Below are 2,647 nucleotides of genomic sequence, written 5' to 3'. Positions count from 1 at the left end.
GCGGCGGCCGGCGCCGCGCTCGGCCTGCAGCACCGGTGCCAGCGCGGCGGCGAGGCCGGCGAAGTCGTACGGGGCGATCGTCGCGCTGTCGCCGTAGCCGGGCATGTCCCAGGCGACGGCGCGGTAGCCGGCTTCGGTCAGGGCATCGAATTGCGCGGGCCACGCGGCCTTGCCGCCGCCGATGCCGTGCAGCATCACCACGGCGACGGGGCCGTCGCCGCGGGCCACGGTGGCGATGCCGTTGGGGTGGCGGATCAGGGAATCGCGGTTGGATTCGCGATGGGAGTCGGAGGGGGGCATCGAGGCTCCTTGCGGGTGTCGGCGTGTCGGCGTGTCGGCGTGTCAGCGTGTCGGCGAGTCAGCGTGTCGGCGAGTCAGCGTGTCGGCGAGTCAGCGGGTCCGCGCGCCAGCGGTTCAGCGTGCCATCTCCGCCAGCCGCCCCTGCTCGACCTCGGCCACGCCGTCCAGCGTCACCGTGCAGCCGCGCAGCGGCAGATCGAAATGGCCCAGCGTATGGCGGCCGGCCACTTCGTTGGCGCCGGTCGAATAGAGGAAATTGCCGGCAAACGCGCGCAGCTCCGTGCCGTTGCAATCGCGCCTGTCGTAGAAGGTCAACGCGTCCCAGCGCGCCTGCGGGTTCATGCCCCAGCCGACATGCGAGACCGCGTAGGCGTCCCGCGTGCCTTCCTTGTCGGCCCAGGCCGCGTAGTAGCCGCGCATCATGTCGGCATCGACGCCGTTGCCCTCGATGCCGACGATGTAGTCGCGCTCGACATGGCAGACGACCGTATCGCGCAGATAGGTCTTGAAGGTCAGGTTGACGTCGCCGGGCGCCAGCACCAGCGTGCCATCGACCTGCCCCGTGGCGGGGAACGCCAGGCACAGTCCGCCCGGCCAGTGCGCGACCTGGCCCGGCTTGTTGCAATAGCCCCAGACCCCGCCGACGCGCGCGCCGGCCAGGCCGATGCGCAGGTCCGTGCCGGCGCCGGAGGTCACGCGCATTTCGGCGGCACCGCGCAGCCGGCGCATCGCCGCGCGCACGGCGGTCTCCAGCGCGGGATCGGGCACGCAGCGTTCGAGGATTTCGGGATGTTCGTTGCTGATCATCAGCAGCCGCGGCACCACGCCGTCGGCGCCCTGCAGGATCCGCGGCAATTCCGGCGCGTGCAGCAGCCCTTCGACGGTGCAGTCCAGCACCAGGTGGCAGCGCGACAGCGCGGCGATCACCGGCTCCAGTTGCTGCAGTGCATCGCTGGCGCCGGTCGAGCGCACGGGCGCCGGCGCCTGCAACCCGGGGGTCGGCACCCGCACGCGGATCGGGGTCGCGCCCAGGGACTGCACCGCCAGTTCGGCCAAGTCCACGATGACTTGTCGGGATTGCGACTCCGCTACAATGCCGACAACTTCACCCGCGGAAAGCGCGCACAGCTCCAGCGTCCGGCGAAAGGCCGCCAGCCAGCGGTGTTCGATCTGCTCGACGAGCATGACACTCCTCCTCTGCTGCTGATTGAGGCCGGGCCTGCCCCTCGGTGTTCCGCGGCGTTCGCAGCAAAGTCCTGCCTTGCCGTTTGCGATCCCGCGCCGTGTTTCTTCGCTTGTGTTTTTTCGCCCGAACTTCTTCGCCCGAATTTCCTGGCCGGGTTTCCTGGCCGTGTTTCTTGGCTTGTGATTCTGCGTTCTGCGGCAAATAATATATGAAATTTCATGGAAATCAGCGGTACCCGACCTATGGGATTTCCCGACGCCAACCCGCCTGACGGGAACCTGAGCCCGCACGGCCAAGCCGCCGCGCCGGACTTCGACGCCCTGCATTTCCGCCGCGCGCTGTCGCAGTTCGCCACCGGCGTGACGGTCATCACCACGCGCGCGATGCGCCAATCCCCGGCCGATCCGCCCTTCGTCGGCATCACCGCCAGCTCGTTCAACTCGGTTTCGCTCGATCCGCCGCTGGTGCTGTGGAGCATGGCCAACCGCGCCAACAGCCTGCCGATGTTCCGCGGCGGCTCGCACTACATCATCAACGTGCTGGCCGCGACCCAGCTGGACCTGTGCCAGCGCTTCGCCACGCTCAAGGGCGACCGCTTCGCCGGCGTCGACTACCGGCTGTCGGCCAATGGCCTACCGATCCTCGCCAATGCGCTGGCCTGGTTCGAATGCCACAACCGCAGCCGCTACGACGAGGGCGATCACGTGATTTTCGTGGGCGAAGTCGAGCGCTGCGGCATCCACAGCAGCGGCGGCCTGCCGCTGGTATTCCAGGGCGGCGCGTTCTCCACCACCAGCCCGCTGCGCGACTGATCGCCCCGCGCGCTTCTCCGCCCCCGGCCCAACGTGACCATGCCCTTCGTCGACGGCTACCTGCCCTATCTGCTGGCGCGCGCCAGCCATCTGGTTTCGGGTGAATTCCACCGCAAGGTCGAACTGGCGGGCCTGAGCGTGCCCGAATGGCGCGTGCTGGCGACGCTGGCCGACCGCGACGTCTGCACGGTCGGCACGTTGGCCGATATCACCCTGACCAAGCAGCCGACGCTGACCAAGCTGCTCGACCGCATGACGGCCGACGGCCTGGTCGAGCGCCGCCGCGACGGCGCGCCCGATCGGCGCCAGGCGCTGGTGTCGATCACCGAGCGCGGACGCGAACGGGCCC

4 protein-coding genes are annotated in these 2,647 nt (G+C 69.3%); 2 read left to right on the top strand and 2 right to left on the bottom strand.

Translation table 11 applies throughout. The features are described 5' to 3' along the window. Both AC6EI8_RS25925 and AC6EI8_RS25920 read right to left on the bottom strand, forming a co-directional pair. A partial coding sequence (locus AC6EI8_RS25925) for an alpha/beta fold hydrolase (RefSeq protein WP_498383315.1) occupies positions 1-300 on the bottom strand: 300 nt, incomplete at its 3' end. A 114-nt stretch (positions 301-414) separates the two neighbouring features. Continuing rightward, entirely contained in the window at positions 415-1,485 is a 1,071-nt protein-coding gene (locus tag AC6EI8_RS25920) for a 2,5-dihydroxypyridine 5,6-dioxygenase NicX family protein (RefSeq protein WP_149317800.1), read from the bottom strand. 243 nt (positions 1,486-1,728) lie between these two features. Between AC6EI8_RS25920 and AC6EI8_RS25915 the strand changes: the two genes are divergently transcribed. Both AC6EI8_RS25915 and AC6EI8_RS25910 read left to right on the top strand, forming a co-directional pair. Further along, positions 1,729-2,298, top strand: coding sequence for a flavin reductase family protein (locus tag AC6EI8_RS25915; RefSeq protein WP_149317799.1), 570 nt, complete (start codon positions 1,729-1,731; stop codon positions 2,296-2,298). 39 nt (positions 2,299-2,337) lie between these two features. Then, a partial coding sequence (locus AC6EI8_RS25910) for a MarR family winged helix-turn-helix transcriptional regulator (protein WP_498383313.1) occupies positions 2,338-2,647 on the top strand: 310 nt, incomplete at its 3' end.

The sequence above is a fragment of the Cupriavidus sp. R6-3 genome, from assembly GCF_059772245.1.
The sequence above is the reverse complement of the archived record's forward strand: the minus strand, read 5'-3'. Positions and strand labels throughout refer to the sequence as shown.

What these genes read in the sequence shown, in the direction of transcription:
- AC6EI8_RS25920 (WP_149317800.1), bottom strand. Translation starts at nt 1,485, where the DNA reads ATGCTCGTCGAGCAGATCGAACACCGCTGGCTGGCGGCCTTTCGCCGG.
- AC6EI8_RS25915 (WP_149317799.1), top strand. Translation starts at nt 1,729, where the DNA reads ATGGGATTTCCCGACGCCAACCCGCCTGACGGGAACCTGAGCCCGCAC.